This window comes from Psychroserpens luteolus, from assembly GCF_021032705.1.
In the GTDB taxonomy this organism is placed as follows: domain Bacteria; phylum Bacteroidota; class Bacteroidia; order Flavobacteriales; family Flavobacteriaceae; genus Psychroserpens; species Psychroserpens luteolus.
This window is the reverse complement of the sequence record NZ_JAHVXI010000003.1, coordinates 64,514-87,370: the sequence shown is the minus strand read 5'-3', so window position 1 is coordinate 87,370 and position 22,857 is coordinate 64,514. Positions and strand designations below refer to the sequence as shown.

Below are 22,857 nucleotides of genomic sequence, written 5' to 3'. Positions count from 1 at the left end.
GTATTTATTAAGCTTCAAAGATGATGCGTCGTCTTCGTTTTACAGCTAAAAACACCAACAACGACAAGATTCCAAAAATGGAAAACCCAATAAATAAAGGGAGTACTGAGGTTTTGACAAAACTTCCGATATAGTTCGCTATAGGAACGGCCATCACAGTAGACACAAATCCGTTTATTGCTGCACCAATACCTGCAATATGACCTAAAGGCTCCATAGCCAATGAGCGTAAATTTCCGAAGAGAAAGCCTACAGCAAAAAATTGTAATAAGAAAAAGGTGATGAGTACACCTACACTAGGATTGTTCCCAGAATAAAACAGAACCACATACAAAATCGAAATGACTGCATAAGCAATGGTAGCTGTATAGGCTATATTAAATGCACCAAACCTAATTACGAGTCTGCTATTGGTAAACGTAGCAAAGCCAACCGAAAAGGCTGTACTTGCAAAAATATAAGGGAATATATCACCTAGTTGGTATTGCTCTTGAAATATTTGTTGAGAGGTACTAAGGTATACCATAAATGATCCTGTAATAAAACCAGAAACAAGTGTAAAAGCAATAGCCTCTCTATACCGTAAAAATTCTTTAGTTCCAGAAATAAATATGGACGATGAGAATTTAATTCGGTTGGTTTTTTCTAAAGTCTCTGGTTGGCGTCTCCAAAACCAAAGCACAATGATTAAACCAATAATTAGGTTAGCATTAAAGATGGCTTGCCAATTGAAAAAATCGAGTAATAATTGCCCGAAAGTAGGCGCAACAATGGGAACCAAAATAAAGAACATCACAATGATGGATAGTATCTTAGCCATAAAATCGCCACTATAAGTATCTCTAGTCATAGCAATTGCGATAGTTCTAGGCGAGGAGAGACCTATGCCTTGTAAGATTCGCCCAAGAATCATCATGTCTAAACTCTTTGTAGTCACACAAATAATACTGGCGATTACAAAAACTCCAAAACCAAAATAGACCATAGGTTTTCTTCCGAAGCTATCAGATAAAGGACCAAATACTAATTGCCCGAAACCTAAACCCAAAAAGATCATCGTAATTAATAGTTGATTATCGCTTGGATCACTCACGTTTAATGTGTTTCCAATTTCTGGTAATGCAGGCAATAAAGCATCAATAGATAAGGCAACAATAGACATCAGTGATGCCATGAGTGCAATAAATTCAAATTTAAAGGTTGGTTTATTTTGCATTGCGCAAAGATACTAGGATTACTTTTATGAAAAGGGAATGATTTCATAAACTCCTCTTAATTATTTTTTGCATAAAAAAACTCCCAATTTCGGGAGTTTTCATTATGTTAAATACTAATTGATTTTATTTCTTTCGCGTATAGGTGATTTCCATAGTTTTCATTTCCTCTTTACCTACAATCATATACATTTCGAAATGGTGCTTGTCTTCAGAGATATGCGTCAATATTTGTTTGATGCCCATATCTTTTCCAGACATTGGGTCGGTCATAGTGCCTTCGGTAAGTAAGATCTTTCCTGTTTCATCTAAAGTACCTTTCATAATCATAATACCACTTCCCATATTATCTATCCATGTATTGATAAACTCCTTTTTAGAATTATCATAACCAATCATACCTTCACCTTTAAAAGGCATACCCATCATATTTCCGGAATGCGTAGATCTTTGGTAAAGACCATTCATAATCATTTCATTTTTTGTAGACATTTTTGAAGCAACAGGTGGTTGTGATGGATCCATCCACATTTTTACATCACCATTCCATTCGCCATCAAAAGAAGACAGCCACTTATGATATTTTCCTGGCGTCATATGTTCTTGCCACGCTTTCATCTCTTCTGGTGTTTGCGCATATCCATTGGCACAAAACACAAGTAATACTATTAATACGAGTAATTTTTTCATATTGGTAAGGATTAGAATTAATACTTATAAAGATATTAAAATTATTACGAACAGCTGTTAGATGTTGTTGATGTTGGATTTTTTAATTAATAAATCTTGATAATTAAGACGTATTATTATTTAAAATATATTCTAAATCTTTGTATCGAAACATTAGCGATTATTGTATATTTTTATAGAATCATTTTATAACTAAACTCAATATGCTTACAGATACATTAATAAAATTGTATACCAGAGATTTAAACCAATTAAAAACAGAAGTCAGTTTATATACAGATGAAAAAAAGCTGTGGTTAGTAACAAAAGACATATCTAATTCTGCTGGAAATCTATGTTTGCATATCGTTGGAAATCTTAATCATTTTATTGGAGAGACCATTGGTAATTCGGGATATGTAAGACAACGTGATTTAGAGTTTTCACTTAAGGATGTGCCTCGTGAAGACTTAATCAAACAAGTAGATGATACCATTATTGTTGTTTCAAGGGTGTTAAAAGGTCTTACAGAAAGTGATTTACAAAAAGAATATAAACGCCGTGTATTTGAAGATACTATGACCACCGAATACTTTCTAGTGCATTTAGTAATGCATTTATCTTATCATTTAGGGCAAATCAATTATCATAGACGATTACTAGATTCATAATGACCAAAAAAATTAAAATATATACGCTATTCATACTTGTTCTCTTTTCGTGCAGTAAGAGTGACATTGCACCATCGGCAGGAGACTCCACCTCAGAAATCGATACTATTGACAATGTGTCTGTAGTTGCGAGAAATTACCTTAATCAGGTGATTAATATTATGCAAGACAACTCGATTAATAAATACACAATTGATTGGAACAATTTAAGAACCGAAGCATTTACAGAGTTAGAAAACAATGCACAAACCATACAAGATACTTATCCAGGAATATTAAAGGCTCTTGAGTTATTAGGTGATAATCACAGTTTTTATATTGGTTCAAATGAGCAATATGTGAATCCAAATAGCGTCATCTGTGAAGGTACGGCATTTGATAATGTTGAGGTTCCAAGTCATATTGGTTATGTAAAAGTCTCTAATTTTAATGGTTCTGCTGGCAGTGATGGTATTGCCTTTGCCGAAAATATACGGACTCAAATTCAATCTCAAGACGGACTCAATATAGAAGCTTGGATTGTAGATTTAAGAGCAAATACTGGTGGAAATATGTGGCCTATGCTAACAGGAATTGGACCTGTTTTGGGTAATGGTACATCTGGTTATTTTGTTGATCCAGATCAAAATGAAATCGCATTTGGGTTTGACAATAATTCATCATTTATTGACGGAACAGTAGTGATGTCGTTAGAACCAGCGTACGAATTGGCAAATCCAAATCCGAAAGTTGCTGTCTTATTAGATAATGGTGTGGCAAGTTCTGGCGAGGCTATTGCCGTTAGTTTTATTAGTAGACCAAATACGAGAACATTTGGAGACTTTACTTGCGGGCTTTCAACCGCTAACACGCCATTCACCTTGAGCGATAATGCTAGACTTCTCCTTACAACCCATTATTTTGCAGATAGAGATTTAAATGTATTTGGAGAGCAATTAAGCCCTGACCAATTTAGTGCTACAGAAGCTGCGTTAACAGAGGCTATTAACTGGATAAATAATAATTAAATAATGAATTTTGATCACTTTAAAATCAATCTATTACAACCTACAGAAAGTGAAGCGTTTTTCAATTTAATTGATAGAAACAGAGCTCGTCTTGAGGATTTTTTTGCAGGAACAGTAGCGAAGACCCTAACATTAGAGGATACTAAGAACTATTGTTTAGAAATTGAGCAACGTATTCAAAATAAAACCTATATGCCTTACATGGTTATTGATCTCACTACTAATTTGTTTGTGGGACTGGTAGATGTGAAAAATATCGATTGGAATGTGCCTAAAGCAGAATTAGGCTTTTTTATAGATGCAGAATATCAAGGCCAAGGGATTACAACAAAAGCTGCTACTTTAGTTATTGAGCATATTATTGCAGAGTTTAAATTCATTAAGCTTTTGTGTCGCGCTAGTAGCAGAAATAATGGTAGCATCGCTGTGATTTTAAAAAGTGGTTTTGAATTAGAAGGCGTGATTCGGAATGATTATAGAACTACTAAAGGCGAAATTGTAGATTTAAATTATTATGGACGCGTGTTTTAACAGTTTGTGTTAAACACATGCTAAATCTATAGCTCTATCACTTGTGATGTTTAACTTTAAAGCATAAAACACTTCATATGAAAACTAAGTACTATTTGTTCTGCGTTTTATTATTCGCGGCATATTCATCCTTTTCCCAAGACATATCTTTTGAAGATTATAACCCAAAATCAACGCTTGTTGTTCCAGGAAAAATTATTAAAAAAGCAAAGTTTCCGTTTATTGATGTTCATGGTCATCAATATCGAATGCCTACTCAAAATTTGAGCCCAGTTGTTGCTGCCATGGATACATTAAATATGAAGATCATGGTCAATTTAAGTGGAAGAACGGGAGATGATCTTATACAGTCGGTTGCAAATATTAACAAGAATTTCCCAGGTCGCTTTGTTGTATTTTGTAATATCAATTTTGAAGGAGCAGGAGCAGAGGGTTGGATTGAAGAGAAGGTAGCGCAGTTGCGCGAAGATGTAAAAAATGGTGCACGCGGACTCAAAGTGTACAAGAGTTTGGGGTTGAGAAATACAGATGTTGATGGTAAGCGTTTGGCTATTGATGACCCAAGATTGAACCCAATCTGGAAAACCTGCGGAGAATTAGGAATTCCGGTGTTGATTCATGCTGCAGATCCGAAGTCATTTTGGGACGAATTTGATGGTGATAATGAGCGATGGCTCGAATTAAAAACACATCCACGTCGCAAACGTGATGCTAATAATCCAGCACCTTGGGAACAAATTATACAAGAGCAACACAATATGTTTAAAGCGCATCCAAACACGACATTTATCAATGCACATATGGGCTGGTTTGCTAATAACTTAGGGCATCTTGGTAAATTATTAGATGAGATGCCAAATATGAATGTTGGCATTGGTGCTATTATAGCCGAATTGGGCAGACAACCTCGCTTCGCAAAAGCTTTTTTTATCAAATATCAAGACCGAATTCTATTCGGAAAAGACAGTTGGAAACCCAATGAGTTTCCAACGTATTTTAGAGTTTTGGAAAGTGCTGATGAATACTTTCCATATCATAAAAAATACCATGCCTTTTGGCCGATGTATGGTTTAGATTTACCAGACGAAGTGCTTAAAAAAGTGTATTACAAAAATGCATTGCGTATTGTCCCAGGTTTAGATAAAAGTTTATTTCCAAACTAGCATAATCTCTTACTTATGTTGGTCAATTAAAATGGGATTGCCATCTGGATCTGTGATCATAAATGATGCTTTACCGTCTTTTTTATCCATTCCTGTTTTCATAACAACAGGTAAGTTTTTAGAGGTTGCTATTTTATATAGTTCTCGCGCATCTATAGGATTAAATGTAATGGTATTGTTTGGAAACATCCCTTGGAATAATCCAATTTTTGAATTGCCATCTGATAAAACCACCCAGTTTTGATCTAGGTTGCCTTCTAGTTTTTTAAATCCTAACTTTTTATAAAAGGAATAGGAGGCTTTGATATTTTTAACGTTAAGAGATAATGATAGCTGACCTAATTCGTTGGTTTTTTTTGCTTTTGAAAGCTTCCAAGTATACGATCTATTTACAGTCCATTTTTCATTGGCATCAATAGTAAATGAACTCACTTTTAGTGTATTTGGTTTTAAGCTAGACCGATGTCCGTGAGTTTTAGAAACTCCAGAAGGGGTTGTAAATACCTGTGTTAATTCGGTTTCGCTATCCGATATTTGTTTTAACGGACCAATACCAACAGTGCCATCGCTTCCATATTGTAATAGTATACCCTCGTTTTTTTTAAAATCCCAGTATTGTCTAAACTCCCAAAATGGACCAACTTTTTTGTCGTCAATATAACCATAGAGTTCACCAATTATAGACGTTTTTCCAATGCCCCATTTCCAATCCATAGCGTAGCTTGTCATAGGTTCATTTTCATTTTTATATTCAGCATTATCAGCAACCCAAGTCCCAATAGAACCTTCCATGTTCTTTTGGAACCATTCAGGAATAGTATTTGAGGTTTGCGCCAGAGTTTGCGATATACATAATAGTAGTATAAATTTCATTGTGTTTTTCATAAGTTTAAGTTTTATTTATTGATTGTTTTCGGCCATTTTTTGCCAATTGTCTAATAAAAAATTGGAATCTTTCTTGGCTTGTTTTTCTCCTAAATTCAGAAATAAACCACCTAAGAATGCATTTTTAAACTCATAGCTCATGTCTATGGTAATTTTAGTTTTGTTAGGACTAATAGCATCTATTTTCCAGATTGCAGAAAGAGATTTGAAGGGAAGAGGATAGTCTTCCTTTTGTGTATTAACTTCAAAACCAAATTCTTTTTCGGGAATCCATGAGGTACAAGTCTCTTCCCAGCTATTTCCGTTTTGATCTGCACATATACGTTTTAAACCTAGTCCTTCTCCTTCTATTATTTTAACATCGTCAATGCCAGCAGCAGTGACTTTGTGGTAATTGCCTACATCTGATATGATGCGCCACACTTTAGCTTTTGGAGCCTCAACAATGCGTTCTGAAATAAAGTGATTAATACCTTTTGCTTTTGAGTATTGTATGCTGCCATAAATTAATATGATGACAATTAAAGCTGTAATAATAATCGAAGTCCATTTTAATATTTTGCGTACCATTTGAAAAATAATTTTGATTTAAAATTAGAGGATTGCTGCGGTGTTTTTTAGTAAAAATGGGCACGCTTAATTAATTGAAACCGATTGATTGGGTGCAAATCATAAAAAGCTATTATCAATTAATAAAGGCTTACTATATTGCATTAAGTTTTTATTATGGATAGTTTAGGAGCATCAGCATTTGTACTTACATTCTTATTAGGGGGAACCATTCTAATTGGACTTTTTGTAATAGTGGTATTATTTAGAGCGAAATCTCTGGGAATTTCAAGATGGTTTTTAGCAGCACTATTATTTTTTCTGATTTTGCATTTAGATACGTTTTTGCTTTTTACTACTGAAATCATAAAGCAATACCCAAATCTATTAGGTCTTAGTTATCCTACTTTATTTCTTTTAGGGCCTTCTTATTTTTTGTTTGTAAAAAGTTTTAATACCAAGCGATTTACTTTTAATAAAGTGGATATGTTGCACATGTTGCCATTTATAATTGCATGTATTGAGCAGTTTAGTTATTTAATGCAGCCAACAGCCGCTAAGGTCAATACTATTAATTATTATTATAAAAATATACCAGATGGAAATGTTACGTTTATAGAATGGCTATCTGCTAACCTATTTATAATTCTATTTTTAATTTATGTTGTTGTTTCATTAAAAGTAATTAAGTCAAAATTTAATGGTAATAAGTCGATACTCAACCGTATTTCATGGACCTTAATTGTTCTATGTGTATTTTACATGATATTTCAAACAGGGTTTTTAATTACAGGGGTTTCTGCTATTACTACTGAAATTGTATTAGCAAGTTTAATGGCTATTACAATACTGCTTTTGAGCTATTCGGTAGTGGATATAAAAGATGTGTTCTCAAAAAAGAAAACGAAGTATGAAACATCACCTTTAAATAAATCTGAACAGATTTTAATAAATGAAAAGCTGACTCATGCTGTTGCTATAGAAAAAATGTATCTTAAGACTAATCTAAAGATAAAAGACTTATCTGTTGCTATTGATGTGCCTTCTCATCATATTTCTCAAGTATTGAGCGAACATATGAATATCTCGTTTTATGATTTTATCAACTCATACCGAATAGAGGAAGCCAAGCAATTATTTAAAAAAGGAACAGCATCAAAGCTTTCAATACAAGCTATTGGAGAAGAATGTGGGTTTGGCAATAAAACAAGTTTCTATAGAGCGTTTAAAAAATTCACAAATGAAACTCCAAATTCCTATTTCAGTAAAATCGTAAAAGAACTCTAACAATTGATGTTACAATGGAATATTTCCATGTTTGCGTTTTGGACGATCAACAACTTTATCTTCTAGCATCGCAAAGGCTTTTATCAGCTTCCTTCTTGTGTTCTTTGGAAGAATAACTTCATCAACAAAACCACGTTCTGCTGCGCTATATGGGTTTGCGAAAAGCTCAGCATATTCAGCCTCTTTCTCTTTCCATTTCGCTTCCTTATCTTGGGCAGCGTTTATATCCTTTTTAAAGATGATTTCCGCAGCACCTTTAGCTCCCATAACTGCAATTTCGGCACTAGGCCAAGCAAAATTCATATCACTACCTATATGTTTTGAGTTCATAACGTCATAGGCTCCTCCATAAGCTTTTCGTGTAATTACAGTTACTCTTGGCACTGTAGCTTCGCTAAATGCATAGAGTAATTTTGCGCCATGCACGATTATACCATTCCATTCTTGATCTGTGCCTGGTAAGAAACCAGGAACATCTTCTAGTACAAGTAAAGGAATATTAAAACAATCACAGAAACGTACAAATCGCGCTGCTTTTTTTGAGCTGTTTACATCCAGTACACCTGCTAAAAACATAGGTTGATTAGCTACAATACCAATACTACGACCACCTAAACGAGCAAAGCCAACAATAATATTTTCAGCATGATCTTTATGAATCTCATAGAAAGAATCTTCATCTATGATACCTTTGATCACATCATGCATATCGTAAGGTTTATTAGCGTTGTCAGGAACTATTGTAGATAAGCTATCTCTTATTTCGTCTTGTAGGTCGTACGGTAAAAGCTCAGGGCTTTCTGTGTTATTTTGAGGTAAGTAGCTTAACAAGGTTTTTACATCCTCTAGGCATTCAACATCGTTTGATGATGTCTTATGGGCTACACCAGATTTTGTTGAGTGTGTACTTGCACCACCAAGTTCTTCGCTTGTAACCTCTTCATTGGTTACAGTTTTTACAACATTTGGTCCCGTGACGAACATATAACTCGTGTCTTCTACCATAATGGTGAAATCTGTCATAGCTGGCGAATATACAGCACCTCCAGCACAAGGACCCATGATTGCTGAAATTTGCGGAATGACACCAGATGCCTGTACATTTCTGTAGAAAATATCTGCATAACCACCAAGAGAACGAACACCCTCTTGAATTCTCGCGCCTCCAGAATCATTTAAGCCAATAACAGGTGCTCCAACTTTTACGGCCAAGTCCATTATTTTACAGATTTTCTCTGCATGAGTTTCCGAAAGAGAACCACCAAATACAGTGAAGTCTTGTGCAAATACATACACTAAACGTCCGCCAATAGTACCATAACCTGTAACAACACCATCACCATAAAATTTTTGGTTTTCCATTCCAAAATCTTTTGTTCTATGGGTTACCAAAGCTCCTATTTCTTCAAAAGAACCTTCATCTAGAAAATACATTACACGTTCACGTGCAGTGAGTTTTTTCTTTTGATGCTGCTTATCAATTCTAACTTGTCCGCCTCCTAAATAGGCCTTTTGTAATTTGTCGTTTAGGGTTTTTATTTTTGAATCCATAGAAAATGGTATGTTATTGAATGATTTATTTTAAACTGAATTTAATTTGGAATACGCAAAAGTTTTTGCTCTTCTAAATAGTGTTTTACGGCAACAAGTGCTGCAATTTTGGCTTCAGTTTTTTGCTGATCGATTAAATCCTCTGGCGCATAATAACGTTTCACAAAATGAGTATCGAAGTTTCCACTTCTAAAAGCCTCATGCTCACAAACGTAAGTTCCAAAAGGCAAAGTTGTTTGGATTCCTTCAATATGATAATCGTCAATAGCCTTCAGCATTAGAGATATAGCTTCATCACGTGTATTTCCGTAGGTAATAAGTTTAGAGATCATTGGATCATAATAGATAGGGATTTCCATGCCTTGCTCAAATCCATTATCTACCCTAATACCTTTTCCTTTAGGAAGTTTGTAGGTCTCAAGAGTTCCAACGCTAGGTAAAAAATCATTTAGAGGATCTTCGGCATAAACACGTAATTCTAAAGCATGACCATGAATTTCAAGATCGTCTTGCTTTAGAGCTAATACTTCACCACGAGCCACTCGAATTTGAAGTTCTACTAAATCGGTATTAGTAATAATCTCTGATACGGGATGTTCAACTTGTAAACGTGTATTCATTTCAAGAAAATAGAAATTGTGAGTATCGTCCAACAAAAATTCTACGGTTCCAGCACCAACATAATCGCAAGCTTCAGCAACTCTTACAGCTGCGTCTCCCATTTTTTGTCTAAGTTCGGGACTTAGTACACTTGATGGCGCTTCTTCAACGACTTTTTGATGACGTCTTTGAATACTGCATTCACGCTCAAATAAGTGGATGATATTACCATGTGTGTCTGCCATTATCTGTATTTCAATATGGCGAGGAGACGTGACGTATTTTTCAATAAATACAGAACCATCACCAAATGCATTAACAGCTTCGCTAATAGCGCGATCCATTTGAGATTCAAATTCCTCTTCCTTTTGTACGATACGCATTCCTTTTCCACCACCTCCAGCAGAGGCTTTTATCAATATTGGAAAACCAATATCTTTTGCAATTTTTTTAGCTTCTGGGATGTCTGTAATAGCTTCATCTGTTCCAGGAACCATTGGTATATCATAAGCTTTAACAGCCTCCTTTGCAGCTAGTTTACTACCCATGACTCTAATAGCTTTAGACTTTGGGCCAATAAATGTAATGTTGTTTGCTTCACAAAGTTCGGCGAAATCTGCATTCTCACTTAAAAATCCATAACCTGGATGAATACCATCAACATTTAAGCGTTTTGCAACCTCTATAATTTTATCACCTAGCAGATACGATTGATTAGAAGGAGCTTCGCCAATAAGTACAGCTTCATCTGCATATTTTACATGGGGAGAATGTCTATCAATAGTTGAATAAACAGCTACTGTTTTAATACCCATTTTTTTTGCTGTACGCATGACGCGAATTGCAATTTCTCCACGATTAGCTACTAATATTTTTTTCATTTTATTCGAATTCTATGAGCAATTGATTTTTTTCTACAGCATCACCTTTTTCTACTGAAATAGATTTTATGACACCATCTCTAGGAGAGGTTAGTACATTTTCCATTTTCATGGCTTCCAAGATTAAAAGCGTATCATTTTCGCTAACCTCTTGACCATTCTTTACATTAATTTCAAGAATTAATCCAGGCATTGGTGCTTTAATATCATTAACAACTTTAGAACTGCCTATTTCGAATCCCATTTCTTTTATTAATGAGTCTAACTCATTTATAATGTTTATGTTGTAAATGTTGTTATTAACCTTTACTTGAAATTCTTTTTTATTAAAATCTGATCTAGTTATTTCAGTTTTGTAAGATGAATTCTCATGTAAAACATGGTGTTCGCTTGCTGAAGTTTTGATGCTGTTGAGTTGGGAGCTTTCTGTTTCTGAAATATCAAAATCGAATGTTGAATTGACATTTACCTTAAAGGATTGACTCATTAAAATGGATTTTTTATTCGCAGTAAAGGTAACGAATTATAACGTTTTCGTAACGGATTATTTTTAGCAAAATAATTAAAATACATTATAGGAATTATAAACCATTTTTTGGATTGAAATGAGAATTCTCCTGATGTGTTTTAATGGCTTTATGTGATAATATAATACCCAGAATAAGCGATATAAATGCGCCAACCCATATACCAGGTATAAAATCTATAAATAAGAAGAAGTCATAAAAACCATGAAACGTGACGGCCAATAATAATCCAAAGAGGTTGAGTTTGATTCTGTTTTTTGAGAATTTTGCTTTTCCCATAAAATAGCCCATTAAAATACCAAATGTGGCATGTGCTGGAACAGCAGTAAAAGCTCTCAAAATACCAGTAGCATAACCACCTTCCAAAACATAAAGTATATTCTCTGTAGCTGCAAAGCCCATTGATACCATGACGGCGTACATAATGCCATCAAAAGGTTCGTTAAAAGCTTCTTTTGGCTGAGAGAAAAACCTAACAATTATATATTTGCTAAATTCTTCAGTGAGCCCAACAACTAAAAATGCTTTTACAAACTGTTGAGGCACGCTAAACTCATCTTTAAGAGGAAGTATGATGTCAAACCCAACATAAATTATGGTTGTAATAATAATACTTAGTATGGCTCCTAATAAAAAGCTTGCCAATAAAAGACCTTTCGGTTCCCTGTCATATTTATCTTTATAATACACATAGAGAATAATTATAAAAATAGGAGCAATGGCGAGTACAAGTAAATTGATCATGAATGAAAAGTAGTAAAAATTATTCAGCTAGGTTATTTTTAATGGTTTCTAAAACGAATTGGTAGTAGGTTTTGTTACTAGATATGAAATGATTATTCATATCGCTATGTTCTAGTTTCTCATTGAATTCTGACATAGTAACAAATTTTAGGGCTTCAACTTCGTTTAGGTTTGGAGTGAAATCACCTATGTCTAAGTTAAGCTTTACGATGAAGGTATTGTGGAACTCATTATCAATAATGCCGTTTGAATACGATTGAAAACAATCAAAAACGCCTATTTTAATGAGTTGTTCTTCGGAAATGGAAATACCAATTTCTTCTTTTGTTTCTCTAATAGCAGCCTGTTCTATGGTTTCACCTGCATCTACATGACCTGCGACAGAAACATCCCATAGCAATGGGCAAATCAGTTTTGAAGCAGCACGTTGTTGAAGTAGAATTTCACCATCTGAAGTAAAAAACCATATATGTGCTGTATGGTGAAAATGTCCCTTAGAGTGGATTTCAGATTTTGAAGCCGAAACGCCAGTTAATTTTCCTTTTCTATCAGCGATATCAATATAGTCTTCCATACTATTAGAGTACAGATTTAATGCAATTAACTAAGGTTTCAAAATCGGATTTAGTATTGTAGAAGTGGCAGGAAATCCGAATGAATTTACCTCTAAATGATACGTAGATCTGCTGTTCTTGTAATGCCGCTTTAAGTTTCTTGATATCAAGACTTTCAGGCAGTTTAACACCAAACAAATGATGTGTCCTATAATCTGGATGTTCAATTTGACAACCTAAAGCTATTAATTGTTCGGTAGCTGATAGAGAAATAGATTTACAATACTCTTGAATGGTATTCGGTTTCCATTGAATCACTTGTTTCAGTGCTTCGATTTGCATTTTCACATAAATGAAATTACCGCTTTCACCTACAGCATATCTATTGGCTAGAGGTTTGTAGCGTGCTTCATAATTAGTAAGGTCAGCTAATTTTTCACTATTCAGTCGATTGGCCCAATTGTTTTCAATAGGTTCTCCGTTATCAAAATAATTTCCATAATACGCATAAGCACATCCATAAGGACCAAAGAGCCATTTGTATCCAGCACAAATCAGCGCGTCTGGTTGGATTTCTTTAATTGAAAACGGATAAGCACCTATAGTCTGACTACCATCCACAATTAATAATGCATCATGCGTCCTAGTTTTTGATCGTATAGTTTTTAAATCGAAAATGGTTCCATTAGACCAATGGATATTTCCTAAAGCCACAACAGCAGTTTTATCGGAAATGGCGTCAAGAATGTCTTTGTTCCACTGTTTGCCATTATCTTCTATAAGATTTGGGCTAGCTATGGTTCTAATTTTTGCATCATAAGTTTCAGCAAGTTTTCTCCAAGCATAGATATTACTCGGAAACTGCTCTTCAATAACTAAGATCTCATCATTGGGATTGAGTTTGATATTGTTAGTAACAGTAGCCATTCCGTAGGAAACAGAAGGGATGGTTGCTATACGTTCAGGTTCATCAGTGTCAATGAGTTTTGCAAATAAATGCTTGAGTTCAGTTACAGGATCAAAAAAATCTGAAACTGGAATTGTATAGGGTTTACTTTTTTGGAGTACGGCATCAAGGCCAGCTTTCTCAATAGCTTTAAAAGAAGGAGAGAGGCTCGCTATATTTAGATAAGTAACGTCTTCAGGAATACTGAAAAGGTGTTTTTGATGTTGAATACTCATAAGCATTTATTCAAAGTAAGAGAATGTATCTCCATCTTTAATTTTAAGAAGTGTTTCATAAATCATTTTAATGACATTTTCTACATCATCACGATGCACCATTTCAACGGTTGTGTGCATGTAACGCAATGGTAAAGAGATCAATGCAGAGGCAACACCTCCGTTGCTGTAAGCAAAAGCATCTGTGTCTGTACCAGTGGCTCTAGACAAGGCAGAACGTTGGAATGGTATTTTCTTTTCTTCAGCAGTATCTGTTATTAAATCACGTAATTTTTGTTGTACTGCTGGTGCATAGGCGACAACAGGACCTTTACCAATTTGTAAATGACCTTCTTTCTTTTTATCGATCATTGGTGTTGTTGTATCGTGTGTAACATCAGTGACTATCGCTACATTTGGTTTGATGGTATCGGTTATCATTTGTGCACCACGCAATCCAATTTCCTCTTGAACAGAGTTAGTGACGTATAATCCAAAAGGTAATTTCTTCTTATTTTGTTTTAGTAAGCGTGCCACTTCGGCAATCATAAAACCACCCATTCGGTTATCTAGTGCGCGACAAACAAACTTATTTTTGTTTAAAATATGAAAGGTGTCGGGATATGTAATCACACAACCAACATGTATTCCTAGTTTTTCGACTTCTTTCTTATTGGAGCAACCGCAATCTATAAAAATATTGTTTGGTTTTGGTGGTTCTTCCTTTGCACGACTTCTTGTATGGATAGCAGGCCAACCAAATACGCCTTTGACAATCCCTTTTTTAGTATGGATATCTACAATTTTACTTGGTGCAATTTGATGATCACTTCCTCCATTCCTAATCACATAGATCAATCCGTTATCCGAAATATAATTTACATACCATGAAATTTCATCGGCATGACCTTCAATAACTACTTTGTACTTAGCTTCTGGGTTGATTACGCCAACTGCCGTTCCGTAGGTGTCCGTAATAAACTCGTCTACATAAGGTTTTAGATAGTCCATCCAAACCTTTTGACCGTTCCATTCATAACCTGTAGGAGCTGCATTATTTAAATATTTTTCAAGGAAATCGAGTGATTTTTTATTTAGGATACTTTTTGATGCCATAGATATGTTGTTATTTGTATTTCTGTAAAAATAAAAGGATTTATTCAGTATTAAAATGTTACTCAACTAAATTTTGTAACAAAATGAACTATTTTTACACTTATCACCTTATAAATTTAATTTTAAACAAAAACAGATGAAGCTAGTCATTAAAGATTTAACAAAAACATATAAAAATGGTGTCAAAGCTATCGATAATCTTAATCTCGAAATTGGTACAGGAATGTTTGGTTTACTAGGTCCAAATGGAGCAGGAAAATCATCACTTATGAGAACGATAGCAACATTGCAGAGTCCAGATTCTGGTTCAATTATGTTTGGAGACATTAATGTTTTGGAAGATAAAATGGCACTCAGAAGAATTTTAGGATACTTACCACAATCGTTTGGTGTGTATCCAAAAATGTCTGCTGAAGCTTTACTGGATTATTTTGCGACTTTAAAAGGTGTTGCTTCAAAAAGTGACCGAGCTGCATTGGTTAATGAAGTTTTAGAGATCACAAATTTATCAGATGTGCGTAAAAAGAATGTTGCAGGTTATTCAGGAGGAATGAAACAACGCTTTGGTATTGCACAGTTATTATTAAATAGCCCTAAACTTATTATTGTAGATGAGCCTACTGCAGGTTTAGATCCAGCTGAAAGACATCGTTTTCTAAATGTACTTCGCGAGGTAGGAACCAACTGTACTGTGATTTTTTCGACACATATTGTTGAAGATGTTAAAGAACTATGTAATGAAATGGCTATTTTAAATGGTGGACGTATTTTGAAGCATTCGACACCTTCAAAAGCTAGAGAAGAGCTTAGTGGGAAAATTTGGACCAAGATTATTGAACGTGATAATTTAGAGGAAAATGAAGCTAAATACAATGTGTTGTCTTCTAATTATAATGAAGATAATACGCTAAACATTAGGGTGTTTTCAGATCAATTACCTGATGCCGATTTTAAATCAGCCGAGCCGCAGTTAGACGATGTGTATTTTATAGCGTTACGACAGGATGAACCTGTTTTAAGCTAATTGAAATTTATTTACATCTAAAAAAATACACTATGTTTTCTACTATATTTTTTCATGAATTGAAGTACTGGTTAAAAAAACCTGCCTTCTATATTTATATGGCAATTTTCTTTTCTTTGGCTCTATTTATTTCTGCAGCCAATGCAGGAATATTCGATAGCTTAACAGTTACGACCGGTTCATCTAGAACTGTAAATTCACCGTTCGGCATTGCTAACTTATTTATTTCATTAACCATTTTTATTTTCTTTTTATTTCCATCAATTATTGGTGTATCAGTATATAGAGATTATAAGAGTGATATGCATACTATTTTATATTCATATCCATTTACAAAAAGCAGCTATTTATTTGCCAAATTTTTTAGCGCAGTGCTTATTGTAACTTGTGTTGTATTAACTATTGGAATTGGAATGTTTATTGGGTATCGATTGCCAGGAACCAATCCTGATTTGATCACTACATTTGATTTCAAATCTTATTTTAATGCGTATTGGGTATTCATTTTACCAAATATATTATTATTTGGGGCTATTGTTTTTGGAGTTGTTACGTTTACAAGAAATATAGCGGCTGGATTTATAACTGTTATTTTACTGTTATTTGTCCAAGGCGTGGCCGAGAGCTTTTTATCAGATCCAGAGCATAGATATATTGCTGCCTTGGCTGACCCTTTTGGAGGAGCGGCTATGCAATATTATACTAGGTATTGGACCGTTGCAGAGCAAAATGAGCTGCATATCCCTATAAAAGAAGTTATTATATATAACCGTTTGATTTGGTTGGGTGTGTCCTCAGTTGTGTTTGCTTTGGTATATAGATTCTTTAAGTTTAGCCAAAATGCTATTACATTTTCGCTCTTTAAAAAATCACAAGGTGTACGTTCTACAAAACGCAATTTTGGAGGTATTACAAGAGTTAATTTACCTAAAGTTAATTTTGATTACTCTTTTCTGCAAAACCTAAAAAACACATGGAAAATATCTAATGTAGAATTTAAATATATTGTTAAGAGCTGGCCATTTATTAGTATCGTATTGGTAGGTCTTATTATCGTATTAATAGCGCTTGCAGACTTAGGAAACCCTTTTGGAACACCATCATATCCTAGAACATGGCGTATGTTACAAGGCGGAGGTGCATTTGTAATTGCTATCAATATTTGCACATTTTTATACGCAGGAATGTTAGTCAATCGTAGTAAGATTGCAAAAATGAATGGTATTGAGGACGTGACTCCAATTCCAAATTGGTCACTGTTTTTATCAAAATTTATTGCCATTGTAAAAATGCAAATGCTGTTGTTAACAGTTATTATGATATCAGGAATTTTATTTCAATTATATAAAGGATATTATGATATTGAGATAGGGTTATACATTAAAGAATTATTCGGTTTAAAACTCATTAATTATGTAATTTGGGCTTTCTTAGCGTTATGGATTCAAACTTTGATTCGAAACCCATATTTAGGTCTCTTTGTCTTATTGGTTATTGCAATTGGTATCCCATTCTTGAGTTTAGCTGGTATAGAACAACCTATTTTAAAATATAACGAAGGCCCTGGGTTTGGATTTAATGACATGAATGGATATGGAGATTCCCTAGGTCGTTACTTGCTGTATAAAAGCTATTGGGTTCTTGGAGGATTAGTATTGATGGTCATCGCTGGCTTGTTTTGGGTTAGAGGGTTACCACACTCGTTTAAAGAACGTATTAAAATTGCAAAGTCCAGGTTTAAAGCTCCAGTTGCTATCACATTTTTAGTATTGCTTATTGGCTTTTTGTCTTTAGGTTTTAGAATTTTCCACGAAACAAATATTAAGAATGAAAGCTATTCTTCAAAAGAGCGAGAGCAGCAACGTGTAGAGTGGGAGAAGCTCTATAAAAAATATCAAGATGTTGCCCAACCGAGAATAGTTTCGGTAAAAGCTAACCTGGATATTTTTCCGAAGACAAGAGATTTTAATGGGTCTGGAGAATATCTCATGGTCAACAAAACGGATCAAGTAATAGATAGTATTTTCTTAAACCATAATAGCTATCCAAGCACATTTGAATTTGATAGAGCTAATCAACTCGTATTAGAAGATACCTTGTACAACTTTGATATTTATGAATTAAAGCGTCCGTTGATACCTGGTGATACCATGAAGTTGCATTTTACAGTCAAAAATGAACCTAATACAATTTTAAGGCGTAATTCTCCTGTTATTGAAAATGGAACATTTCTTAATAATTTTCAGTTATTTCCAAGTTTGGGTTATGATGGGAGTAATGAACTTAGAGATGACAAAACGCGAAAAAAATATGATCTACCTCCTAATGCATTGCGACCTCATCCAAGTGATTCATCTGCCTTAGGGAACACCTATATTTCCAAGGATAGTGATTGGGTCGATTTTGAAGCTACAGTGAGCACGAGTGAAGATCAAATCGCAATTGCTCCAGGTTACCTACAGAAGGAATGGGTAGAAGATGGTCGCCGTTATTTTCATTATAAGATGGATAGTAAAATATTACATTTCTATGCGTTTAATTCTGCTAGATACGAAGTAAAACGAGACAAATGGAATGATGTCGATTTAGAGATCTATTACCATAAAGGTCATGAATACAATCTCGATAGAATGATGCGAGGAATGAAAGCATCATTGACTTATAATACAGAAAATTTTAGTCCGTATCAACATAAACAATTACGCATTATAGAATTTCCAGCTGGTGGGTTTGCCCAGTCATTTCCAAATACAATCCCTTTTTCTGGCGACGCAGGTTTTATTGCCGAGGTTGATGATAGTGAAGAAGGAGGTGTAGATTACACTTATGCTATTACAGTTCATGAAGTGGCGCATCAATGGTGGGCACATCAAGTGATTGGTGCAGATGTTTTGGGAGCGACCATGATGTCTGAAAGTTTATCGGAATATGTATCATTAAAAGTTCTTGAGAAGGAAATTGGAAAAGAACAAATGCGCAAATTTTTAAAGAAAGCCTTAGATGATTATCTAACATCGAGAACCTTTGAGAGTAAACGAGAAAAACCATTAATGTACAATGATGGCCAAGGTTATATACGTTACCAAAAAGGATCATTAGTGTTATATGCTTTGAGCGATTATATTGGAGAGGATGTACTTAACAATGCACTTAAAACCTATGTAGAGAAAGTGAAATTTCAAGAACCACCTTATACAACATCAATAGATATGGTCAATCATGTTAGAGCAGTCACTCCAGATAGTTTGCAGTATGTGATTAAAGATATGTTTGAAACCATTACGCTATACGATAATAGAGTTCTTAGTGCTTCTACTACTGAAATGGATAATGGAAAATATAAAGTTGATATCGAATTTAACGTGAGTAAATATCGAAATAATGAAAAAGGAAAACGATACTATTCTGAAGTTGGTAGAGACTCAATTACGTATTTGCCAGAAGGAAAAGATAAACCATTATTATCAGTGCAACTAAAAGATTATATCGATATTGGTATTTTTACCGAAGATGATATCGATGGAAAGAAAAAGGAACGTGTCCTATATTTAAAGAAACATAAAATCACAGAGATTAATAATAGACTGTCTATTATTGTTGATGAAAAACCTACCGAAGTTGGTGTAGATCCTTACAATAAGTTAATTGATACACGTTCTGACGACAACCGACAGAAAATAAATTAGTAATACTAACAAAATTGAGAAAACCCTTAAATAAATCATTTATGGGTTTTCTTTGTTTGTATAATTTAATTATAATATTAACACGAAATAAAGGTTTATAAACTAACAAATAATTAATTTTGATGATCTAAATGGAATGGTTTTGGCAGTAAACTTACATATGAGATTAGTAGTATACCTTTTAATATGCTTTCCGTTGTGTCTTTTCGCTCAGGTTGAACCTGTTGAAAAAGACTCTACATTGGTACAGTATATCTATGTAGAAGGTGACTCTATTGTAAAAGAAGCTATAGACCTAAAGGAAGTTTTAGTACTTAATAAGATTAATTTTTCAGATCGAGAAGAACGTAGACAGTACTTAATCTTAAAACGAAAAACTTTAAAAGTATATCCTTATGCTAAATTGGCAGCCGACCGTTTGATTACCTTAAAGCAGCGTCTGGAAACACTTGAAAAAAAGAGAGATAAAAAACGCTATGCAAAGAAAATTCAAAAGTATATTGAAGATGAATTTTCTGCAGAGCTCAAAAAGCTCACGCGAACTGAAGGTCAGATTCTCGTTAAATTAATTCACCGACAAACTGGGAAAACAACATTTCAGTTAATTAAAGAATTACGCAGTGGTTGGCGAGCCTTTTGGTTTAATAGTACAGCTAACTTGTTTGATATTTCTCTTAAACGTGAGTTTAATCCAATGGAGATAAAAGAAGATTTCTTTATTGAAGATATCCTAGAACGCGCGTTTCAAGACAGGATTCTAGAACGTCAAGAACCAGCTATCGAATTCGATTACTACGACTTATCTGATAAATGGTTAAAGAATAAATCAACAGCCGAAATTAAAAACTAATGCGTATACAATCGCCTCTAGAAGAACGCTTAAATGCATGGAGTCATGGGATTGGTGCTGCACTTGGAATTGCAGGTTTGGTGCTACTCATTGTCTTTTTAAAAGGAGAAACACCTTACGGACTCTTTAGTGTTATCATTTACGGCATCTCAATTATTGTTTTGTTTTTGGCTTCTACATTTTATCATGCCGTAAAAGGGGATAAACGTAAGCATTACTTTCGAATCGTTGATCATATTAGCATTTATCTACTTATTGCAGGAACCTATACACCTGTGCTACTCATCATGTTGTCCGACAGTTTAGGTTGGGTGCTCTTTTGGGTGGTTTGGGGAATTGCTGCTTTTGGAGTAATTCTAAAACTATTCTTTACAGGTAGATTCGAAACCTTTTCCACATTATTATACCTCGTTATGGGATGGTTAATTGTTTTTGACTTCTCTACCTTAGCCGATAGACTAGACACTAACGGATTGTACTTGTTATTTGCAGGAGGACTGCTTTACACAGTGGGAATCGTTTTTTATGCCATTGATAAAATACCTTATAACCATGTGATTTGGCACTTATTTGTATTAGGAGGTGCCATTTGCCACTTTTTCATGGTGTACTTTTTCGTTATTTAAACATGTTGATCGATTAATACGGCGTTGCCATCAGGATCGAGCATTACAATACTTGCAGGACCAGAAGTCGACTCATCTGCCTCGCGTTCTAATTTTACATTCTGAGATTTAAGATGTTTTTGAATGGCTCTTACATCATCAAACTCTTCTAGTGTAGTGGCATTTTCATCCCATCCAGGATTGAAGGTCAGGATATTATTTTCAAACATGCCCTGAAATAGACCTACTAAGGCGTTTCCGTTTTTCATAATGAGATAATTGCGTTCTAGATCTCCAGCAAATACACTAAACCCTAAGGTTTCATAAAAAGCCTTAGACGCGTGAATGTCTTTTACGGCCAAGCTAATTGAAAATGCACCGAGTTTCATAGTCTTTTGTTTTAGGTTGATGCTTAAAGATATAAATTTTAATCAATTTAATAGCTCTTCAATTTGAAACGAAAGCATAAGTGATTAATCGCTTATTATATCACGATACTCCTCAAAGAAGGCTTCAAATTTACTCATAGTCTCATTAAAAAACACCATCACCTCTTGCCACGAGTTCTTATTGTGAATAGATACCTTATGGTTTAAAGGTAAATAGATTCTAGAGATTTCTTTACCATTATCTAAGTAGAATTCTTCTTCGAAGTAAACTTCAGGTAAGTAATCTTCTCTTAAAATAGACTGTAATGATTGCAGTTTTTCCCAATAGATAATACGATTTTCTAAATCGTCTTCTAAATCTAAAGCTACCAATGCTTTCTTTGTGTCGAAATGAAATTTGAATGAAAATCCTTTTATTTTGGTGTCATATAAAATCCACTTTCTTGGAAATGATTTTCCAAAACTGGTCCAAAATTCTTGGCGGAGTAGACGGCTTTCTTCCTTTGAAAACATAAAAACTAGATCAAATACGCAATACCAACACCTAAAATAATTGCCACTAATTTTGAAAGATTGAATTTGTGACCTTCACTACTTTCAAATAAAATAGTTGTGGAAATATGAAAGAATATACCAATCACAATAGCATTTATCATGTTGAGGTATTCGGTATTAATGCTTGTAGCGTTAGAAATATAAGTTCCTAATGGCGTCATAACTGTAAATACAGTTAAGAAGATAACCATCTGAAGTTTACTATAACTAGACTGCAATAAGAACATCGTCAACAATATGGCAATAGGGATTTTATGTACAAGTACACCATAAACCATATCGTTATGCTGATGAATTGGGAATCCTTCTAAAAAACTATGAATACACAAGCTTATAAACAAAAGCCAAGGGAATGCGGTTTCATTTTTATGGATATGAACATGACCATGCTCGGCACCTTTAGAGAAAAACTCAAGAATGATTTGTAATAAGATTCCGCACATAATGAACAACCCTGTTTGCTTGGCTTCTAAGTGCTCATAGACTTCGGGTAATAAATCAAAAAGTGTGAGTGCTAATAAAAAAGCACCACTAAACGATAGAAGTAATTTGGTATAAGTATTTCTCTGTTGTTTGAAAATAACAACAACTATAATACCTAACACTACCGCATATACTGGAAATAAATATGTATTCAT

The 22,857-nt window shown here is 34.3% G+C and carries 23 protein-coding genes; 9 read left to right on the top strand and 14 right to left on the bottom strand.

Features of this window, described 5'->3' with window-relative positions:
* Window positions 1-7: 7 nt before the first annotated feature.
* Together KWG70_RS09345 and KWG70_RS09340 are read right to left on the bottom strand one after the other, a co-directional pair.
* A complete protein-coding gene (locus tag KWG70_RS09345) occupies window positions 8-1,216 on the bottom strand; it encodes a multidrug effflux MFS transporter (RefSeq protein WP_230935752.1) in 1,209 nt (402 codons plus the stop codon).
* Window positions 1,217-1,340: 124 nt separating this feature from the next.
* The gene (locus KWG70_RS09340; protein ID WP_230935751.1) at window positions 1,341-1,904 is read right to left on the bottom strand and encodes a DUF1579 domain-containing protein; all 564 of its coding nucleotides are present in this window, start codon (window positions 1,902-1,904) and stop codon (window positions 1,341-1,343) included.
* Window positions 1,905-2,107: 203 nt separating this feature from the next.
* Between KWG70_RS09340 and KWG70_RS09335 the strand changes: the two genes are divergently transcribed.
* The 4 genes from KWG70_RS09335 (at window position 2,108) to KWG70_RS09320 (ending at window position 5,255) form a co-directional block, all read left to right on the top strand.
* A complete protein-coding gene (locus KWG70_RS09335) occupies window positions 2,108-2,554 on the top strand; it encodes a DinB family protein (RefSeq protein WP_230935750.1) in 447 nt (148 codons plus the stop codon).
* Window positions 2,554-3,561 carry a S41 family peptidase gene (locus tag KWG70_RS09330; RefSeq protein ID WP_230935749.1) on the top strand — a complete coding sequence of 336 codons (1,008 nt, stop codon included), beginning with the start codon at window positions 2,554-2,556 and terminating at the stop codon, window positions 3,559-3,561. The genes KWG70_RS09335 and KWG70_RS09330 overlap by 1 nt, the downstream gene beginning before the upstream one ends.
* Window positions 3,562-3,564: 3 nt before the next feature.
* Entirely contained in the window at window positions 3,565-4,092 is a 528-nt protein-coding gene (locus KWG70_RS09325) for a GNAT family N-acetyltransferase (RefSeq protein ID WP_230935748.1), read from the top strand.
* Between the two features lie 77 nt (window positions 4,093-4,169).
* On the top strand, window positions 4,170-5,255 hold the full coding sequence (locus KWG70_RS09320) for an amidohydrolase family protein (protein WP_230935747.1): 1,086 nt from the start codon (window positions 4,170-4,172) through the stop codon (window positions 5,253-5,255).
* A gap of 9 nt (window positions 5,256-5,264) precedes the next feature.
* On the opposite strand, the gene KWG70_RS09315 is transcribed toward KWG70_RS09320, so the two are convergent.
* The gene (locus KWG70_RS09315; RefSeq protein ID WP_230935746.1) at window positions 5,265-6,140 is read right to left on the bottom strand and encodes a VOC family protein; all 876 of its coding nucleotides are present in this window, start codon (window positions 6,138-6,140) and stop codon (window positions 5,265-5,267) included.
* A gap of 15 nt (window positions 6,141-6,155) precedes the next feature.
* The gene (locus KWG70_RS09310; protein ID WP_230935745.1) at window positions 6,156-6,710 is read right to left on the bottom strand and encodes a type II toxin-antitoxin system RatA family toxin; all 555 of its coding nucleotides are present in this window, start codon (window positions 6,708-6,710) and stop codon (window positions 6,156-6,158) included.
* 156 nt (window positions 6,711-6,866) lie between these two features.
* On the opposite strand from KWG70_RS09310, the gene KWG70_RS09305 reads away from it, so the two are divergent.
* Window positions 6,867-7,976 (top strand): helix-turn-helix domain-containing protein, encoded by a 1,110-nt coding sequence (locus tag KWG70_RS09305; RefSeq protein WP_230935744.1) that lies wholly within the window; start codon window positions 6,867-6,869, stop codon window positions 7,974-7,976.
* 9 nt (window positions 7,977-7,985) lie between these two features.
* Here KWG70_RS09305 and KWG70_RS09300 read toward each other — a convergent pair whose 3' ends face one another.
* From KWG70_RS09300 to KWG70_RS09270, 7 genes are all read right to left on the bottom strand, one after another.
* A complete protein-coding gene (locus KWG70_RS09300; protein WP_230935743.1) occupies window positions 7,986-9,527 on the bottom strand; it encodes an acyl-CoA carboxylase subunit beta in 1,542 nt (513 codons plus the stop codon).
* A gap of 41 nt (window positions 9,528-9,568) precedes the next feature.
* Window positions 9,569-11,008, bottom strand: a complete 1,440-nt coding sequence (gene accC, locus KWG70_RS09295) for an acetyl-CoA carboxylase biotin carboxylase subunit (RefSeq protein ID WP_230935742.1) — start codon at window positions 11,006-11,008, stop codon at window positions 9,569-9,571.
* A gap of 1 nt (window position 11,009) precedes the next feature.
* Window positions 11,010-11,495, bottom strand: coding sequence for an acetyl-CoA carboxylase biotin carboxyl carrier protein subunit (locus tag KWG70_RS09290; RefSeq protein WP_230935741.1), 486 nt, complete (start codon window positions 11,493-11,495; stop codon window positions 11,010-11,012).
* A gap of 94 nt (window positions 11,496-11,589) precedes the next feature.
* Window positions 11,590-12,276: a PrsW family intramembrane metalloprotease gene (locus KWG70_RS09285; RefSeq protein WP_230936063.1), complete on the bottom strand. Its 687-nt coding sequence runs from the start codon at window positions 12,274-12,276 to the stop codon at window positions 11,590-11,592.
* Window positions 12,277-12,298: 22 nt separating this feature from the next.
* Window positions 12,299-12,853, bottom strand: coding sequence for an NUDIX hydrolase (locus KWG70_RS09280; RefSeq protein ID WP_230935740.1), 555 nt, complete (start codon window positions 12,851-12,853; stop codon window positions 12,299-12,301).
* A gap of 4 nt (window positions 12,854-12,857) precedes the next feature.
* Window positions 12,858-14,015, bottom strand: a complete 1,158-nt coding sequence (locus KWG70_RS09275; protein ID WP_230935739.1) for an aminotransferase class V-fold PLP-dependent enzyme — start codon at window positions 14,013-14,015, stop codon at window positions 12,858-12,860.
* Window positions 14,016-14,021: 6 nt separating this feature from the next.
* Window positions 14,022-15,110, bottom strand: a complete 1,089-nt coding sequence (locus tag KWG70_RS09270; RefSeq protein ID WP_230935738.1) for a M42 family metallopeptidase — start codon at window positions 15,108-15,110, stop codon at window positions 14,022-14,024.
* Between the two features lie 136 nt (window positions 15,111-15,246).
* Here KWG70_RS09270 and KWG70_RS09265 point away from each other — a divergent pair, with 136 nt between their 5' ends.
* The 4 genes from KWG70_RS09265 to trhA all read left to right on the top strand — a co-directional run bounded on the left by KWG70_RS09265 (window position 15,247) and on the right by trhA (window position 21,296).
* Complete coding sequence (locus tag KWG70_RS09265; protein WP_230935737.1) at window positions 15,247-16,134, top strand: ABC transporter ATP-binding protein; 888 nt, start codon at window positions 15,247-15,249, stop codon at window positions 16,132-16,134.
* Window positions 16,135-16,166: 32 nt separating this feature from the next.
* Complete coding sequence (locus KWG70_RS09260; protein WP_230935736.1) at window positions 16,167-19,820, top strand: ABC transporter permease/M1 family aminopeptidase; 3,654 nt, start codon at window positions 16,167-16,169, stop codon at window positions 19,818-19,820.
* Window positions 19,821-19,980: 160 nt separating this feature from the next.
* Window positions 19,981-20,670: a DUF4294 domain-containing protein gene (locus KWG70_RS09255; protein WP_230935735.1), complete on the top strand. Its 690-nt coding sequence runs from the start codon at window positions 19,981-19,983 to the stop codon at window positions 20,668-20,670.
* A complete protein-coding gene (gene trhA / locus KWG70_RS09250) occupies window positions 20,670-21,296 on the top strand; it encodes a PAQR family membrane homeostasis protein TrhA (RefSeq protein ID WP_230935734.1) in 627 nt (208 codons plus the stop codon). Before KWG70_RS09255 ends, trhA begins: the two co-directional genes overlap by 1 nt.
* On the opposite strand, the gene KWG70_RS09245 is transcribed toward trhA, so the two are convergent.
* From KWG70_RS09245 to KWG70_RS09235, 3 genes are all read right to left on the bottom strand, one after another.
* Window positions 21,293-21,664, bottom strand: a complete 372-nt coding sequence (locus tag KWG70_RS09245) for a VOC family protein (protein WP_230935733.1) — start codon at window positions 21,662-21,664, stop codon at window positions 21,293-21,295. The two genes, trhA and KWG70_RS09245, sit on opposite strands and share 4 nt — an antisense overlap.
* An 84-nt stretch (window positions 21,665-21,748) precedes the next feature.
* A complete protein-coding gene (locus KWG70_RS09240; RefSeq protein WP_230935732.1) occupies window positions 21,749-22,177 on the bottom strand; it encodes a DUF4268 domain-containing protein in 429 nt (142 codons plus the stop codon).
* Between the two features lie 5 nt (window positions 22,178-22,182).
* A complete protein-coding gene (locus tag KWG70_RS09235) occupies window positions 22,183-22,857 on the bottom strand; it encodes a ZIP family metal transporter (RefSeq protein ID WP_230935731.1) in 675 nt (224 codons plus the stop codon).

Bases quoted from the DNA above. Each gene is read 5' to 3' on its own strand.
- KWG70_RS09310 (WP_230935745.1), bottom strand. From the start codon at position 6,710: ATGGTACGCAAAATATTAAAATGGACTTCGATTATTATTACAGCTTTA.
- KWG70_RS09245 (WP_230935733.1), bottom strand. From the start codon at position 21,664: ATGAAACTCGGTGCATTTTCAATTAGCTTGGCCGTAAAAGACATTCAC.
- KWG70_RS09305 (WP_230935744.1), top strand. From the start codon at position 6,867: ATGGATAGTTTAGGAGCATCAGCATTTGTACTTACATTCTTATTAGGG.
- KWG70_RS09240 (WP_230935732.1), bottom strand. From the start codon at position 22,177: ATGTTTTCAAAGGAAGAAAGCCGTCTACTCCGCCAAGAATTTTGGACC.
- KWG70_RS09315 (WP_230935746.1), bottom strand. From the start codon at position 6,140: ATGAAAAACACAATGAAATTTATACTACTATTATGTATATCGCAAACT.
- trhA (WP_230935734.1), top strand. From the start codon at position 20,670: ATGCGTATACAATCGCCTCTAGAAGAACGCTTAAATGCATGGAGTCAT.
- KWG70_RS09320 (WP_230935747.1), top strand. From the start codon at position 4,170: ATGAAAACTAAGTACTATTTGTTCTGCGTTTTATTATTCGCGGCATAT.
- KWG70_RS09290 (WP_230935741.1), bottom strand. From the start codon at position 11,495: ATGAGTCAATCCTTTAAGGTAAATGTCAATTCAACATTCGATTTTGAT.
- KWG70_RS09330 (WP_230935749.1), top strand. From the start codon at position 2,554: ATGACCAAAAAAATTAAAATATATACGCTATTCATACTTGTTCTCTTT.
- KWG70_RS09265 (WP_230935737.1), top strand. From the start codon at position 15,247: ATGAAGCTAGTCATTAAAGATTTAACAAAAACATATAAAAATGGTGTC.
- KWG70_RS09235 (WP_230935731.1), bottom strand. From the start codon at position 22,857: ATGAATACATATTTATTTCCAGTATATGCGGTAGTGTTAGGTATTATA.
- KWG70_RS09300 (WP_230935743.1), bottom strand. From the start codon at position 9,527: ATGGATTCAAAAATAAAAACCCTAAACGACAAATTACAAAAGGCCTAT.
- KWG70_RS09260 (WP_230935736.1), top strand. From the start codon at position 16,167: ATGTTTTCTACTATATTTTTTCATGAATTGAAGTACTGGTTAAAAAAA.
- KWG70_RS09280 (WP_230935740.1), bottom strand. From the start codon at position 12,853: ATGGAAGACTATATTGATATCGCTGATAGAAAAGGAAAATTAACTGGC.
- KWG70_RS09255 (WP_230935735.1), top strand. From the start codon at position 19,981: ATGAGATTAGTAGTATACCTTTTAATATGCTTTCCGTTGTGTCTTTTC.
- KWG70_RS09270 (WP_230935738.1), bottom strand. From the start codon at position 15,110: ATGGCATCAAAAAGTATCCTAAATAAAAAATCACTCGATTTCCTTGAA.
- KWG70_RS09275 (WP_230935739.1), bottom strand. From the start codon at position 14,015: ATGAGTATTCAACATCAAAAACACCTTTTCAGTATTCCTGAAGACGTT.
- KWG70_RS09340 (WP_230935751.1), bottom strand. From the start codon at position 1,904: ATGAAAAAATTACTCGTATTAATAGTATTACTTGTGTTTTGTGCCAAT.
- KWG70_RS09345 (WP_230935752.1), bottom strand. From the start codon at position 1,216: ATGCAAAATAAACCAACCTTTAAATTTGAATTTATTGCACTCATGGCA.
- accC (WP_230935742.1), bottom strand. From the start codon at position 11,008: ATGAAAAAAATATTAGTAGCTAATCGTGGAGAAATTGCAATTCGCGTC.
- KWG70_RS09325 (WP_230935748.1), top strand. From the start codon at position 3,565: ATGAATTTTGATCACTTTAAAATCAATCTATTACAACCTACAGAAAGT.
- KWG70_RS09335 (WP_230935750.1), top strand. From the start codon at position 2,108: ATGCTTACAGATACATTAATAAAATTGTATACCAGAGATTTAAACCAA.